Origin of the sequence: Candidatus Villigracilis affinis (assembly GCF_016705895.1) — a bacterium.
Taxonomy (GTDB): Bacteria; Chloroflexota; Anaerolineae; order Anaerolineales; family Villigracilaceae; genus Villigracilis; species Villigracilis affinis.
Genome location: NZ_JADJKT010000011.1, coordinates 14,625 through 28,762, shown reverse-complemented (window position 1 = coordinate 28,762; position 14,138 = coordinate 14,625). Strand labels below are relative to the sequence as shown.

General features: G+C 49.7%; 13 protein-coding genes. All 13 read right to left on the bottom strand.

The window, feature by feature from the left end:
• Position 1: 1 nt before the first annotated feature.
• Positions 2 to 1,027 carry a sugar ABC transporter permease gene (locus IPI86_RS07450; protein ID WP_345297366.1) on the bottom strand — a complete coding sequence of 342 codons (1,026 nt, stop codon included), beginning with the start codon at positions 1,025 to 1,027 and terminating at the stop codon, positions 2 to 4.
• An 84-nt stretch (positions 1,028 to 1,111) separates the two neighbouring features.
• Entirely contained in the window at positions 1,112 to 2,503 is a 1,392-nt protein-coding gene (locus IPI86_RS07445; protein ID WP_345297365.1) for an extracellular solute-binding protein, read from the bottom strand.
• A gap of 53 nt (positions 2,504 to 2,556) precedes the next feature.
• The gene (locus IPI86_RS07440; RefSeq protein WP_345297364.1) at positions 2,557 to 3,621 is read right to left on the bottom strand and encodes a LacI family DNA-binding transcriptional regulator; all 1,065 of its coding nucleotides are present in this window, start codon (positions 3,619 to 3,621) and stop codon (positions 2,557 to 2,559) included.
• A gap of 228 nt (positions 3,622 to 3,849) precedes the next feature.
• Positions 3,850 to 5,067 carry a hypothetical protein gene (locus IPI86_RS07435; RefSeq protein WP_345297363.1) on the bottom strand — a complete coding sequence of 406 codons (1,218 nt, stop codon included), beginning with the start codon at positions 5,065 to 5,067 and terminating at the stop codon, positions 3,850 to 3,852.
• Between the two features lie 9 nt (positions 5,068 to 5,076).
• A complete protein-coding gene (locus tag IPI86_RS07430; RefSeq protein ID WP_345297362.1) occupies positions 5,077 to 6,417 on the bottom strand; it encodes a hypothetical protein in 1,341 nt (446 codons plus the stop codon).
• 36 nt (positions 6,418 to 6,453) lie between these two features.
• Complete coding sequence (locus IPI86_RS07425; RefSeq protein WP_345297361.1) at positions 6,454 to 6,999, bottom strand: hypothetical protein; 546 nt, start codon at positions 6,997 to 6,999, stop codon at positions 6,454 to 6,456.
• A 116-nt stretch (positions 7,000 to 7,115) separates the two neighbouring features.
• Positions 7,116 to 8,207, bottom strand: a complete 1,092-nt coding sequence (locus tag IPI86_RS07420; protein WP_345297360.1) for a M20 family metallopeptidase — start codon at positions 8,205 to 8,207, stop codon at positions 7,116 to 7,118.
• On the bottom strand, positions 8,204 to 9,040 hold the full coding sequence (uppP, locus tag IPI86_RS07415) for an undecaprenyl-diphosphatase UppP (RefSeq protein WP_345297359.1): 837 nt from the start codon (positions 9,038 to 9,040) through the stop codon (positions 8,204 to 8,206). The genes IPI86_RS07420 and uppP overlap by 4 nt, the downstream gene beginning before the upstream one ends.
• 106 nt (positions 9,041 to 9,146) lie before the next feature.
• Positions 9,147 to 9,359 carry a hypothetical protein gene (locus tag IPI86_RS07410; protein WP_345297358.1) on the bottom strand — a complete coding sequence of 71 codons (213 nt, stop codon included), beginning with the start codon at positions 9,357 to 9,359 and terminating at the stop codon, positions 9,147 to 9,149.
• 628 nt (positions 9,360 to 9,987) lie between these two features.
• The gene (locus IPI86_RS07405; protein WP_345297357.1) at positions 9,988 to 11,214 is read right to left on the bottom strand and encodes an adenylate/guanylate cyclase domain-containing protein; all 1,227 of its coding nucleotides are present in this window, start codon (positions 11,212 to 11,214) and stop codon (positions 9,988 to 9,990) included.
• Between the two features lie 57 nt (positions 11,215 to 11,271).
• The gene (gene tgt, locus IPI86_RS07400; protein ID WP_345297356.1) at positions 11,272 to 12,393 is read right to left on the bottom strand and encodes a tRNA guanosine(34) transglycosylase Tgt; all 1,122 of its coding nucleotides are present in this window, start codon (positions 12,391 to 12,393) and stop codon (positions 11,272 to 11,274) included.
• Positions 12,394 to 12,437: 44 nt separating this feature from the next.
• Positions 12,438 to 13,739 carry a class I SAM-dependent rRNA methyltransferase gene (locus IPI86_RS07395; RefSeq protein WP_345297355.1) on the bottom strand — a complete coding sequence of 434 codons (1,302 nt, stop codon included), beginning with the start codon at positions 13,737 to 13,739 and terminating at the stop codon, positions 12,438 to 12,440.
• Positions 13,732 to 14,136 carry a DUF2721 domain-containing protein gene (locus tag IPI86_RS07390; protein WP_345297354.1) on the bottom strand — a complete coding sequence of 135 codons (405 nt, stop codon included), beginning with the start codon at positions 14,134 to 14,136 and terminating at the stop codon, positions 13,732 to 13,734. The genes IPI86_RS07395 and IPI86_RS07390 overlap by 8 nt, the downstream gene beginning before the upstream one ends.
• Positions 14,137 to 14,138 lie beyond the last annotated feature (2 nt).

Below are 14,138 nucleotides of genomic sequence, written 5' to 3'. Positions count from 1 at the left end.
CTTAAGAGCGGCTGTCACCGGCATAGTAGACCCAATATTTGGAAGTGCCAAAAAGCACGAAGGTAATCAGCAAAATAATGAGGAACAGGAACCATGCCAGAGTGGCTCCATAGGACATATCTTGATACGTGAAGAAATTCTTGAATAAATACAGGCTGTAGAACATGGTTGCGCCACCCGGGCGGCCTGTTCCATTATTGACAACCAGTGGAACAAGGAAATATTGAAATAGTCCGACCATGCTTAGAGTAAGGTTGAAGAAAATGACCGGTGAAATCATGGGGAAGGTGATCTTCCAGAAAGTATGCCAGCCATTTGCGCCATCCACTTTTGCCGCATCGTACAATTCTGTGGGAACCCCTTGCAGGCCAGCCAGCATGATCAGCATGGCATTACCCACTCCCCAGATACCCATGATCGTATAGGTAGGATACACCCAGAAAGTGCTGTTGGCCCAGTCAGGAGTGGCTTCCCTGGCCATTCCCATTGCAATCAATATGCGATTGATCCAGCCGGTTTCAGAATTTAACATGCCGCCCCATAAAAATACAGCGGCCACAAAAGGAACGATAAAAGGCATATAGAACAGACTGCGGAAAATCATCGCGCCTTTTAGGTTTGGGTTATTCATTAAAACCGCCAAACCCAAGGGGACTAGAATACCAATCGGCAGTGAGATCAAGCCGAAAGTGATGGTAACGCCCATGGAAGTTGGCGTACCGCCTGAAAGCCAGGTGATCCAAGTTCTTGGGTCAACACCTGCCTGTCGATCCTTGAGCAGGTATATATAGTTATCAAACCCGACAAATTTGGGCGTGCTCAAAATACCGTCTGTAATCGATAGATTCATGAAACTAAAGATCAGGGACGCAATGATCGGTAATAATGTAAAAGCCAAAAAGCCAAAGATCCAGGGAGATAAAAACGCCATTCCCTGTTTGAATTCTCTCCGTGCAATCGGAGACATATTGCGGAATGATTTTCTGGATGGAAGATATTTTCGAAAGTTTGACAGCTCTTCAAACATGGGCGTACTCCCTTCGTAAATCGATCAGAAATTAGTTTGGCGGGCCGATTTTCACCGGCCCGCCAAAAGTATATCATTGCAGGTTTACTTGTTATAAATGGTGTTTAGATCTTCCACAAGCTTCGCGTATTCGGCTTCAAAATCAAGACCTTCAGTGTTGTTCATCAAGTCAAAGAAGGTGGCGAAGCGAGCTGTTGCTTCGATGGAGTTCGGCTGGTACTGTTCGGAACTTGGGGTATCCGGATAAGCCAAACCTTGATTGAAGACATCCCAGCTTTCCTGGGTCACGAACGGATAGTCCGTAGCTTTCTTGTCGAAGAAGGCCTGGGTCTTGGAAGGAATGGCGGGCATGGCACCGTAAGCGGGCAGGAGTTTGTCGCCGCCGGTGGTGATCAGGTAAGCCAAAACTGTGAAAGCTTCGTTGGGATTCTTGGTGCCTTTCCAAATGCGGAAGGTGTCAGCATCGATACGGCCATTTACTTTGCCATCTGCGCCCATCGGTTGAATACCGAGCTGGAATTCATTGCCAGCCTTGGCGAAATCACCAAGACAGCAGGTGTACCAGGTCTGGGTAAGGCCCATGGCAGATTTGCCGGTGTTGAAGGCATTGCCGTTGCCGAATTCAGGAGCGGCATTCAAAGGACCGGAAGGAATGAAGGGTTGATCACCCCACATGCCGTCATAGTACCACTTCCAGGCATCTTTCCAACCATCGGGGATGGTGGACTTGAATTCGCCCTTCTTGTCGCCGCTGTAGATCTTCTCAGCGCCGTCATAGAATGTAGCGACTGAAAGAACAGATTGCCATTGGGCACTGTAACCAACTTGTACGATCTGGGCGCGGTCAAAACCTTCTTCGGTGGAATTCAAACCATTAATATCAATGGTTAATCGCTTGGCAACTTCGGTGACTGTTTCCCAATTCCAATCAACTTCTTTGCCGTCGAGGACATATTTCTCGCCATATTTTTGTGGAGGATAGGCAAGACCGGCCTCGTCAAACATGGAAGGCACAAAGTACATTGCACCAGGGAACACAGCGAAGGGCAAACCGACTTGCTCGCCCTCAACCTGGTAGAACTTAATCAGCGCCGGATCAAAAATCCCGGTGTCAAATTTGGTTGCTGCGATAGCATCAGTGAGGTCAAGCCACTGACCGTAAAAATCGTTCGAACCACCCCAGCCTACTGGGCCGACAATGTCGGGGCCAGCGCCGGAAGCGATCTGGGTTGAGAGTGTGTCGCGGGCGCTGTCGTAAGGAACGATCTCAAGCACTAATTCGATTTTGTCCTGGGAGGCATTGAAATCCTTTACAACTTCTTCCTGTACTGTAACCTGGGCAGGATCGGTACCAGTACCAAGACCTACGAACCAACGAATCTTTACCTTCTCAGCGGGGGCACCGCCGCCGCAAGCTGACAAAATCATTGATGCAACGATCATCAGAGCGGCCAGGATGTATAGTCTTTTCTTCATGGTGTTATTTTCTCCTCTAATAGAATTTGAATGTACGACTTTACTGGAGACCATTATTTAATAGTAAGTGCTTCCACCTCCTTTATGCTTTGCTCATCTCGTGTAGTGCAGCCACATGAGCGTCGAATGATCAGTTCCGTTGGCAATAATGTAACGCCTTCGGGGGACTGTTTATCGAAGAGAGAAAATAGTTGTTCGGTTGCGATCCGGCCAACGGCCTCCGTAGGAGCGGAAACAGTGGTAAGCGGGGGAGTTAAAAATGCTGAAAATCCCAGATCATCGAAACCAACGACAGAGACATCTTCTGGTACTCGATAGCCATTTTCGTGCAAGGCCTTGAGAACCCCTATTGCAGCATCGTCATCGCCTGCGAAAACTGCATCAAATGGAACCTGCTTTTCGGTGGCTATGAATTCATTCATTACCTTATATGCAGTATTACGTTCGAAATCCCCATTAAGCATCAATCTTTCATCAAAAGGAATGCCATTTGCCTCCAGCGCAGACCTATAGCCGGTTTCACGCCAATAGGAATCCTCCTGAAAGATGGGACCGCGAAGAAGCATGATATGTTTTCTTCCATGAACTTTAATAAGATGGTTAATTAGTTCGAATGAAACTTTTTTGTTTTCAACTGTAACGCTTGGGATTTTTACCGATTCAGGCGCGGTGCGGTGAACCAGAACCATTGGGAAATTTCTATGATGCAAAGCAACTAGATCATCATCTGACAGACCGTCTGAGAAGACCAGTATTCCATCTGTATTATGGGGGCCAATGGGAGGGGGATTATCACGACTACCCAGGAGATAGGTGGCTATTACGAGATTGTATTCGTGCTTACGAACAACTGCCTCAATTCCATTTAATAACGGCACAAAAAAATCGTTATGCAGGGTATTTAATAGAAGACCCACCACACGCGTCTTTTGAGACGCCAATTGCCGCGCTGCTGCGTGGGGAACATACCGTAATTCCGCCATAACCTTCTTCAGACGCTCCGAAACGTCCCTCGAAATAGGGGCGTTATGGTTGATATAGCGACTGACGGTGGCAACAGAAACGCCAGCCTTTTCAGCCACTTGCCTGATAGTAACGGAGTGTGATTTTCTAGTCATAGCTTCGTATAACCACGTGTAACTGGTTACAGTAACCGGTTACATTATTGCATATTTAAATGGTTAGGTCAAGACGCAATTTCTTAAAATATCCAAACATAAGCTATTTCAGGTTTAATTTGCAATTTCCCCTAAATAATTCGTTTAAAACTCAAATATACAAAAGCCGATAACTTGCTTTGTTAACAGCAAGTTATCGGCTTTGTTAGGACACGGCTATTATCTTTTTTAGCCCACCCACATATCATAACTGAACAACAATACAGACATTCCCAGCAACAAAATGCTTGCAATGGTCCATGCTTTATCGAAGAGTTTGTTTTTTCCCCAATATCCCAACGCAATGAACATGGCTGGCGCGATCAGCATATAGCGTGCCATGCTTTGAGCCGAACCACTCAGTGCAGAGAGCAAAACAACTGCCAGACTAAATAACGCCACAATGGGGTCGCGGCGGAGCAACCATATGCTGCTGACCAATGCAGTGAGTGTTGCAGCCACTTCAATGCTGAAATAGATCAGCCCTTCTTGACTCATATACCGTGCATAGAAATAGGCGTTCTTCCAACTTTCGATCGAACTTTCGATAGTCATCAATCCGCGCCCAAAATAGAACTCTTGCAATTCAGCCCAACCTTCGCCCAGTGGGGAAGTGCGCCAGATACAATATGCACCCAAAGGAAGTAAGGCAAATATACCTTGCAGTGCCCACTTCCAGGTCAATTGTGAACGGATTTCGGATTTCCAGTTAATGCTCATGACCCAGGCGAGCAGCAAAGGCAGTGACATTGCCGCGCCGTGAGCGCGCGTCCAGGCGGCGAGCATGCCCAACAGCGATGCCCAGATCCATTGCTTGCGCTTCGTGAACATCAGGGATGAGAAAGCCAGACCAATAAACAAGCCTTCTGTATAAATTTGCGCGAGGAAAAAAGCGGATGGAAAAACAAGCATGTAAAACACGGTTCGCCATGCACTCTCTTCGTCGAGTAAGTCGCGGGTCATTTCCCATAATGCGAACATCCCCGCCAGTGTTCCGAGCAGCGCAATGATGGACCCCGCAAGTGTCGCTGTACCGATCGGTGAAAGGCCGAAAACTTTCAAAGGAAGCGCCAGCACACGCATCAGGTAGGGATATAACGGAAAGAATGAATAATTTTTGATCACTAACAGACCCGTTGCGGGGTTGCGCACACTGCCGGCCTCGGGGTCATCGTATCCGCCGACCGCAATACCGACATAATATTCGGAATCCCAGGCAACTTGCCGATTCATAAAAGGCTCAAGTAAATAGATTTTGCCGTCGTTGCTGCTTGGCAGAGTTTCATTGGCACTCCATGATACTGCTTCATCCGGCTGCTTTACTTGCAGGCGTGTGGTTACAAGCCATTGAAACCCATATAACAAACTGAACCATGCGAGCCACAACAAAATCAAATGACGTTTCATAACACTCCTCTATTTCACAATGAACAAAGTGATGGATTGCGCTGGGAATGCGGGCGCCTTGGACAAGTCGACGATTCCCATGTTTTCAGCTTGATGTGTCGGATCGAATAGCCACGCTTCGCCCTTAACGGATGTCTGCCCGTCAATTCGAAGGGCTTTTATTTGCTCTTCAAGCGACAGGTTAACGACCATGATCGTTAAAGTCCCATCTTCACGCCGCGCGGCATAAATAGACAGGTCAGGGTTATCAGACGAAGAGTAGACCAGCTCACTGCCGAATTTTTTATATAGTTGATAGGTGTAATAGCTGGGGTATACATCGCTTCGGCCAACCAACCCCCAGCCGCCATAACCGCCTTTGGAAGTGAGCATCCAGTGATTTGCCATAAACACGCCGTTTTTGACCATGCGTCCAAGCACATCCCCAAGCCAGATGGCATTGTAGTGAGAATCAGGCGTGGAATCTCCACCAACAGATTTGCTATAGTCTGAATTGAATTCGGTGATCGCAATGGGAAGATCGCGCCCAGTTTCCTTTTGGATCATATCCCGCAGGTAGATAATGATTTTGTCCCATTCCTGCGCATTGATCCGCAAGTCTTCAATGGAGGCAGGACCCGAAACCCTTGAGCGTGGAAACGGATAACGATGGAAAGAGACAACGTCCACAAGATCACCGTTGGCTTTCAGGAAATCTTCCATCCATAAGGCATTTTCCTTCGAAAAATTCGTGCTTGCACCTGAATAGTCATAACTCAATTGGTGCGACTCAGGGCCGACCAGCTTTATGCTCGAATCCACTTTCTTCATCGCTTTTGCAAACGCACGCCATTCCTCATTGAATCGTTTGCTGTCATAACTTTCTCCCAGGTTCTTTAGTTCGCCATCGTATAATGTAGGCTCGTTCCCAATCCCCCAATAAACGACGCCATATTTCATTTCCTTGTTTACATAGCGCACCATCTCTGCGGCTTGTTCGGGAGTGCCTCCAAGCAGGCGCACGTTGATCATGGCCGTTGCCCCCATCTTTTGAATCAGGGTCATGAATTGGTCGATCTGAATGGTGGTTACATTGTTATGATCTCCCCATGAGCCAGCAGGAAAACGCAAAATACTGACCCCAGAATCATATGCAGGTTGCAGCCCATCCACCGAGAGTGCGATCCATGGACCATAATTGGAGCCATAGACCAGGGGGCTGATCTCACCGAGAGAAATATTCGGGTCAACAAATAACGTGTCGGGATATGGAGTGGGGACAATGGTGGCCGTAGGGATCGGCGCGGGGCTTTGCGTGCAGGCTGCAAAAAGGAATATGGCGAACAATGAAAAGATGGCTTTGCGATTCATGATGACACTCCATTGTGGATTTTTGAACCTGTAAAACTATTTCGACACACATACCAGAAGCTCCCGAACAATCCCCGTCGCTTCCACTTTGGTCGTTGCCAGCACTGGAACTTTTCCTGCCGAATACACTTCGCGGATATTCTGCCCCGAGCCCATCGAACTTCGCGGCAGGATACCGACCGCATTGGAATCAGAACCCACCGCTTCTGACATTTTCTGCGGGCTGACGGCCACCTTTGCGAATGAAGAGACGCTTCGACCTTTCATCACAAGCTGCTCAAACAAAACTTGCATATCCGCGTCTGACGAATAGACCCAAACCTGCGCGGACGGATTTCCGCTTCCCGTAAAAAGCGATTGCACTTCTTCCAGTGTGAGATTTTGCAGTTGACTGTCGCGATGGGTGACGACGATCAGTTCATCTTCGCCGACCTGATAGGCTGGAGAGATGATGGTCTCAGGCTCGCCTAAACGCAGGGATATCTCGGGTGAACTGGCCGACATGTCTATCGCCACGTTCATGTCCTCGGCACAGGAATACAACTCCGCAAGCCACGGCATCGCAGCAGATGTGGAATACACAGTGACGACTTGTAGTGGGGGATGTCGAATTTGTAACTGGAGTACAGGATGCCAGCAGGAATATCAATACGAAAAGTCTTTTCATCGTTTCGATTTTACTGCTTCCTGTGCTGAACTCACCAGTTTTCGATTAACGCTGCCAGCAATTTCGCCCGTTCTTCCAGGCTGTTTGCAAAAATGTATTCGCGGTCGGAATGATAGCCTTCACCGATTGCGCCCATTCCATCCAGCACGGGGATGCCCAGCGGGGCGACGAAATTGCCATCGGAGGCGCCGCCTGTGCCGCCAGCTTTTAGCTCGATACCAAGGACATCCTTTGCGATCTGGGATGCCTTTTTGAAGGCCGCCTGACTGACTTCACCGAACGGCATCGGCGGGCGATTTAACCCGCCCGATACTTCGATGGAGGTGCCATCAAGTGCAGGCTTGAGTTTCTTCATTTCCCCTTCGAGCCTTTCCCATTCGCCAGGTTGCATGACGCGCACATCCACTTCGATGGTGGATTCTTCAGGGACGACATTTGATGCCGTGCCGCCGTTGATGATGCCCACGTTGAGCGTGGTCTGTTTTTCGTAATCGGTCAATTTTTGGATGGCGATGACCTGATGCGCCATTTCTTCGATGGCGTTGCGGCCTTCCTTGTGGTCACCACCCGCATGTGCGGCGCGCCCCTTGACCTTGACGTTGAATTCGCCTACGCCTTTGCGCCATGTTTTCAGTGATCCATCCAACAAAGCGCCTTCCATGACGAATACGATGGACGCCTCCCGCGCGAGGGATTCAATGTGCTTGCGTGAGGTGAGGCTTCCGATCTCTTCGTCGGAAGTGAACAAGGCCGTGACGGGGCGTGGAGCAGCTGTCCCTTTGGAAAGAAGCGAGGAGATGGCGCTCAAAGTGATGACAATGCCCGCTTTCATATCCAATGTGCCGGGGCCGTGAATCTTCCCATCCGCCTCTTTGTAGGGAAAGGTTTTGAGGGTGCCAAGCGGGAAAACGGTATCCATATGGCAGAGGATCAATACGCCGTTCTTGCTGTCGTTTCCCCATTTGGCGAGAACATGGTCGCCTGTTTTTTTATTGGGGATGATCTCGACTTGTGCATTGAGCTTGCGGCATTCACCGGCAACGATGCTGCCGACGCGGTCGACTGCTGCTTTTTCGTGAGAAGGAGATTCGGTTTCGACGAGTTGTTTGAGAAGGTTTTTCATAATGAGAATTGTTGGATGATCAATACGATTACACCGGCTACTGCGCAGTAGGCGGAAAATACATACAGGGAATGTTTATTGTTGTGCAGGTAATTCATGAGCCATTTGATGGCAAGCCACCCGACAATCGCGGCGGTGATAAAGCCAGTGATCAGATAAGGCAGAAAGGCGCGTGTGCCGCTTCGTTCAATGACGCTGAGCATTTCGTAGGAACCTGCGGCCAGCATGACCGGTATTGACATGAGGAATGCAAACCGTGCGGCATCTTCACGGGCAAAGCCGCGGAACATGCTGCCCGAGATGGTTGTCCCGGAGCGGGATGCGCCGGGGAAAACTGCAATGATCTGGAATAGACCGACGATGAGCGCATCAAGCCAGGTCATGGATTCAAGGCGGCGCATTTTTTTATCGAAGTATTCGGCGAGTGCAAGCAAAAGCGATGCCGTGAAAAAACGGATGGCGGCTTCGATCAGCGGCGTTTTGAATAAGGCCTCGACTGCGTCCTTGAAAAAATACCCCGCCAATAATGCGGGGATGGTTGCTATGATAATGTACCAGCCAAGTTTTGCATTTTGCGGCAGTTGATCGAACTTGCGCAGACCGCCGAGGTTTTTAAGGGTGTCAAAGGCGATGCCCAGCAGATCCTTCCAGAAAAAAAGGAATAGCGAGACCACTGTCCCCATTTGAACGAGGACGCTGAATGAAAATGTTGCGTCGGTTGCAGGAATATTGAGAATCTTTTGTGCCACAAGCAAATGTGCCGTGGAGGAGACAGGAATAAATTCAGTCAGTCCCTGTACGATACCAAGGACGACCACGTGGAAGAAAGTCATTAAGTTTCCTTTATCTTATTGATTGGCGAGTTTTCCGTGCGAAGTACGGAAAACAGGGTTTCGTTCGTTGCAGGGAGAGAGGCTCGGCCTCCCATTGGAGTCGATGTTAATTTTGCTTTGCAGGCGCGGCGGCTTTGTCTTCGATCAGCCGATGCAGATCCCACAGGACGGCCAGGGAAAGGAAGATGAACAGAACTTCATAGTTACTTTCCTTGACTTCCTGAACCGCCTGGGTGAAGGTGATGGTTTTGTATGAATAAAAGGAATGAAAAATGGGTTTGGCAAGCTGGGCTGCCAGATAGTTGAAAATGAACAACAAGCCGATATCCCAATGGACAATTGGGGTTAGCTTTTCGATGAATTCTCGGAAACCTTTTCGAAGCGAGACTCAAGGCTGGGAGCAGCACAGCGAAGCCAACCCAAAATACAGTGAAGATGTTATCGGCTTTTAGCAGGTCGCTATCTTCGAATACTGCCAGGTTGTGAATGTTCAACTCCTCCTGAACGTTTTCGTCAGCCAATACTTCCGGTTGCGGAATATTGAAGATCCTTTGCCCCCAACTGATCTCCTCTCCGGCACCAAAGAAATACAGGAACGCCAGTCCAAGATAAACCAGCAGTTTGAACCAATGGAAGTTGGTAGTCTTGCGGTTTTTAAGAGCCAGCACGAATATATAGAAGGAGATAACCGCTGCAATGCCCAGCGAAAGCGCCCCAACATTTTCGAAGTATGTATCCTCGAGGAAGAACAGGTTACCCCATTTTTCCCCAAAAAGAAGGGTGCTGAAGCCCAAAATAAAATAAAGGATTATTACGATATAGAAGGCGGGGTGGAGATACCATTTGTTTTTTTTCATTATGTAATTCCTATTATTGAATTTGAACACCAATTTGCATCATCATGCTCTGGTTATATTGATCAAATGCGTGATCTGTTGCTGCCTGGTTCAACCATGGTCAATGGAGTGTATGGTGATGGGCTGGTCTTTGCCTTTTGCGATGATATCCTTTTGTGTACCTGCCATTCTATCAGGAAGGCTCAGACGTGTGTCCTCTGAAATCCAGATCTCGCCTGCCCCCGCGGACTTTTCAATGCGTGCGGCGGTGTTGACTGTATCCCCGATCACATCGTAAAAGCGGACATTTTTTCCGCCGAGCAGCCCTTCTACGAGCCAGCCTGTGTGAATACCGACGCCCACGCCGAGTTCACGTTTCAGCAGGGTACGGGTGATGGTCTCTTGCAGATCACGGGCGGCGCGCACGGCTTCTTCGGCTTCAATGAAGACCGCCATGACCTCATCTGCAGTGAATTTATATTTGATGACCTGATAATTGTTGAACAGGTTTTCCACGCTCATGTAATAACGATTGAGCAGGGAAGCGACTTCTTCCGGGGAACGTTTTTCGCTCCAACTGGTGAAGCCGCGAATGTCCATGAAGAGGACGGTTCTTTTTTGCCGTGAGAGGCGCATGGAATTCGGGTCATTGATGGCACGTCCAAGCAGGTTGCGTCCGAGCAGCCATTCGGAATAGATCTTCAATTGGGCAGCGGTTTGGTGAAGCAGGTTGAGGTGACGTTGAGCGTTCGTGTTGGCGAACCCGACTGAAAGTCCAAGCAGGAACGTGGCGAGCCCGATAAAGCGGTGGGAGGTATCTGTAAAAAATTCGGCGATGGAAATTGTCTGCTGCGGATTGGCCAGCGTTTCAAAGATCACGTAAAGGATAAAAAGAATTTCAGCGCGGATAATGTTTTCGATGACAAGCAGGGTATCCGCGAACCATCCGTGCAGATTTTCCTGCGCCGCCTGCAGAAAAGCAATTAACAAGGCGACAATCAGATAGGCGATATGCTGGGGTGCGGAGAAAAAATCCATGCCTTCGAACAACGTCTCGACCATGGTGTAGAGTGCGGGCGCGATGAGGTTGCCAAAAAATTTTTGCCATGGGGGCAGGTTGGCCCGGCGTGACAAAAAATAGGCTTGCAGCATGGAAGACGGCACAAGGATGTAAAAATCGGGACGGGAGAGGTAGACGATGCCTTCGTTCAAAAATTCGAGCAGGATGATGGCGATGGGAAACTGCCCCGTATTGCGGAAAAGCTCCGTCAGAAAGCGGTTAATTGTCGACCCGGAGAGTCGCTGCTCAATACTTTGTTCAGGGAAGGATCGGTTCATATCCTTATCATACCTTGACTTTGTGCCTGCACAATTGCCTTACCGTTTCAGGGAGGCTTATCCATTCCCTGCCCGCTTCGCATTATTTGACCATTGATTAAGCAATTCAGGCGCATATGATTCAAATGAACCTTCTGCAATGTAGATCCTGATTTTTTCCATCAATCGGATCAAGGCGCGCAGATTGTGAATGGAGATCAATGTGCCAGCGAGTAGTTCTTTTGCCGCGATGAGGTGGCGGATATAAGCGCGGGTGAAGGTCTTGCAGGTGTAGCAATCACAGGTCTCATCAATGGGACGTTCGTCTCTTGCGAATGTGGCGTTCATCATATTAAGACGTCCTTCAGGCGCAAACGCGGAATGATGCCGCGCCAGGCGGGTCGGTAGGACGCAATCGAAAATGTCTATGCCGCGCAGGACGCCGTTGATGAGGTCTTCGGGGGTGCCGACGCCCATCAGGTAGCGCGGTTTGTTTTCAGGCAGCAATGGCGTGACCACATCGAGCGTGTCGTGCATTTCCTGTTTGGTCTCGCCCACGGAGAGTCCGCCGATGGCGATGCCGGGCGTATCGAGAGAAGCGATAAATTGCGCTGACTCAGCCCGCAGGTCCGCGTTGACGCCGCCTTGCACGATGCCGAATAAAGCCTGGTCGGGGCGCGTCTTCGCTTTAATGGAACGCTCCGCCCAACGATGGGTCCGATCCATGGCGATCTTGCTGTAGGCAATATCGTTGGGGTCGGAGCATTCGTCGAAGGCCATGATGATGTCTGCGCCGAGGTTTTCCTGAATGGCGATGGATTTTTCTGGCGTGAAGCGATGCGTGGAACCATCGATGTGGCTTTTGAAGGTTACGCCGTCATCGTCTATTTTGCGGGTGTTCGATAGCGAGAAAACCTGAAAGCCGCCCGAGTCGGTCAGCATGGGGTTGGGCCACTGCATGAATTTGTGCAGCCCGCCCATGTCGCGCACGAGTTCGTCGCCGGGGCGCAGATATAAATGATAGGTGTTGCTCAAAACCAGCGAGGCTTGAATTTCTTTGAGGTGTTCGGGTGTGAGGGTCTTAACCGTGGCCTGCGTTCCAACAGGTGCGAAGACAGGCGTGATCAGGTCGCCGTGTGGTGTTGTGAAAATCCCTGTGCGGGCGCGGTTGTTTTTGGATGTAATTTGAAAAGAGAACATGCGGTGATTATAAGCGATGGATTCGTCCGTCTCGCAATGACGAATCACGCAGCAGTGGCAAACAGGCACTTGAGATACGCGCCTTCTGTAAAGCGGATCGGGTGATCGATGGCGTGACCTGTGCGTTCGATTTCGATTAAGCTGCGCCCCGCTTCTTGTGCCGACCTGTGAATGGATTCGAAAAACGAATCAGAATCCACGCGGCTGGAGCAGGATGCCTGTACCAGTGTGCCGCCCCGCCGCAAAACGCCCAGACCAAGCTGGGTCAGTTTGCGATAGGCCGATAATGCTCCAGCAGTTTGCTTTTCACTTTGGGCAAACATGGGCGGGTCAATGATGACGACATCGAAGAGTCGCTTTTGCGATTGCATCCGCGCGAGGACTTCGAAGGCATCTTCAGCGAAGGTCTCGTGTTTGACAGATGCCACAGTGGGAAAGTGTTGATTGTGTTTCATGTTACGGATGGCGGCTTCGATGGCGGGCGGGCTTACATCCACACTGGTCACTTCCTTTGCGCCGCCGCGCGCGGCATAGACGGAAAATCCGCCTGTGTAGGCGAATACATTTAACACAGTTTTATTTTTGGAAAGTTTTTCTACCCGCGCGCGGTTGTCACGCTGATCGAGAAAGAAGCCCGTCTTCTGCCCGTGAATGGGATCAGACTCAAAGGTGATGCCATTTTCTTGAAACAGGATCAGGCTTGGGGGAGTCAGATTCGTGATCGTCATCCCATCGCTCAGGTTGTGCAGAAATTCCGTCTGCTTTTGAAGTAAACGGTTGAGACGCAAAATCAAATGACTGGCTGGGCTGATTTGTGCCAACGCGTCGCAAAAACTTTTGAGATGCGGAATCCATGCGGGCGTATAAAGTTTTAGGACGAGCGTATCGGCGTAACGATCAATGATCAAACCTGGCAATCCATCGTTCTCACCGTGGACGAGCCGATAGCCTGTGGTTTTTGTTTCTTCCAAATGCGCGCGCACAAGAGCCGCGGCGGCAAGTTTGTTTTGAAACCATTCCGTATTGATGGTTGCAGGATCGCGCGATTGCAAAATGCGCACGCGGATTGGTGATGTGGGGTCGTATAACCCGATGGCGAGAAATCGGCGTTTATCATCGAAGATCACGGCTAAATCACCGGGCGCGCCTTTGTGGCTTTGTTCGGTGATCGATTGATCGAAGATCCACGGATGCCCCTGACGCAAAGCACGTTCTGCGGGCGGGCTGATGCGCAGCGCGATCCGCTTTGCAGACGGGCTGGGAAGTTGCGACAGAGAATTGTTGAAATCCATGATGCTGGCATTATACAGGTCAATCCCCCTGCCTGTATAAAATACGTTATCCAAATTTTTCGTGCTCTTCCATATCCATCAACAACAAATCCAGTGCGCCCACTGAAACCTGCAACTCGCGCAGGGAGATCAACATGGATAAGATCATCAGAATCAGGGCGATGCCGAAACTCCAATTGCCGCCGAGGGTCCAGCCTGCGAAGAGGGCGAACATGCTGATCACGCAAAAAAGCAGGCTGAGCACGCCAACGATCTGCATGTTGCGGATCAGATAAACGCGATAACGCAGGTTTGTGATCTGACCGAGCAGGTTTTCATCCTGATCCGTTTTGTATTTTTCGTGCAGATTGCGGATGATGCTGGCGAGTGTCAGAAATCGATTGGTGTAAGCAAGCATTAACAAGGAAACGGTTGGGAATAGCAGGGCAGGGGTTGTAAGGGTAACGTCCATAT

Coding starts and splice junctions, on each gene's coding strand:
- IPI86_RS07445 (WP_345297365.1), bottom strand. CDS start 2,503: ATGAAGAAAAGACTATACATCCTGGCCGCTCTGATGATCGTTGCATCA.
- IPI86_RS07450 (WP_345297366.1), bottom strand. CDS start 1,027: ATGTTTGAAGAGCTGTCAAACTTTCGAAAATATCTTCCATCCAGAAAA.
- IPI86_RS07435 (WP_345297363.1), bottom strand. CDS start 5,067: ATGAAACGTCATTTGATTTTGTTGTGGCTCGCATGGTTCAGTTTGTTA.
- IPI86_RS07390 (WP_345297354.1), bottom strand. CDS start 14,136: ATGGACGTTACCCTTACAACCCCTGCCCTGCTATTCCCAACCGTTTCC.
- IPI86_RS07430 (WP_345297362.1), bottom strand. CDS start 6,417: ATGAATCGCAAAGCCATCTTTTCATTGTTCGCCATATTCCTTTTTGCA.
- IPI86_RS07420 (WP_345297360.1), bottom strand. CDS start 8,207: ATGAAAAACCTTCTCAAACAACTCGTCGAAACCGAATCTCCTTCTCAC.
- IPI86_RS07405 (WP_345297357.1), bottom strand. CDS start 11,214: ATGAACCGATCCTTCCCTGAACAAAGTATTGAGCAGCGACTCTCCGGG.
- tgt (WP_345297356.1), bottom strand. CDS start 12,393: ATGTTCTCTTTTCAAATTACATCCAAAAACAACCGCGCCCGCACAGGG.
- uppP (WP_345297359.1), bottom strand. CDS start 9,040: ATGACTTTCTTCCACGTGGTCGTCCTTGGTATCGTACAGGGACTGACT.
- IPI86_RS07440 (WP_345297364.1), bottom strand. CDS start 3,621: ATGACTAGAAAATCACACTCCGTTACTATCAGGCAAGTGGCTGAAAAG.